General features: G+C 64.5%; 1 protein-coding gene. It reads right to left on the bottom strand.

Annotated features, from left to right (window positions below; all coding sequences use genetic code 11):
• Positions 1 to 234, bottom strand: a 234-nt coding sequence (locus AF337_RS07380) for an FAD-dependent oxidoreductase (protein ID WP_342028412.1), incomplete at both ends; no start/stop codon positions are given.

The following is a 234-nucleotide window of genomic DNA, read 5'->3' as shown; positions in this document are numbered from 1 at the left end:
CCTCCGAACCGGCCTCGATCCGCCTGCCATCCTCGAGGAGAACGACGGCCGTGCCATCGCCCCTGCGCTCGATATTCCGCACAGTGCCGGAGACGAAGGTCGTGCCCGCGGCCTTGGCGGCGTCGGTGAGTTTGACCACCAACTGGTAGGGGTCGCGGATCGACTTGTTGTCGGGAAGCAACACGGCTTTGGCGATCGCCGGTGACAGGGTGGGTTCGTAATATTGGATGGCGC

Source organism: Rhizobium ecuadorense, from assembly GCF_001187535.1.
Taxonomy (GTDB): domain Bacteria; phylum Pseudomonadota; class Alphaproteobacteria; order Rhizobiales; family Rhizobiaceae; genus Rhizobium; species Rhizobium ecuadorense.
The sequence above is the reverse complement of the archived record's forward strand: the minus strand, read 5'-3'. Positions and strand labels throughout refer to the sequence as shown.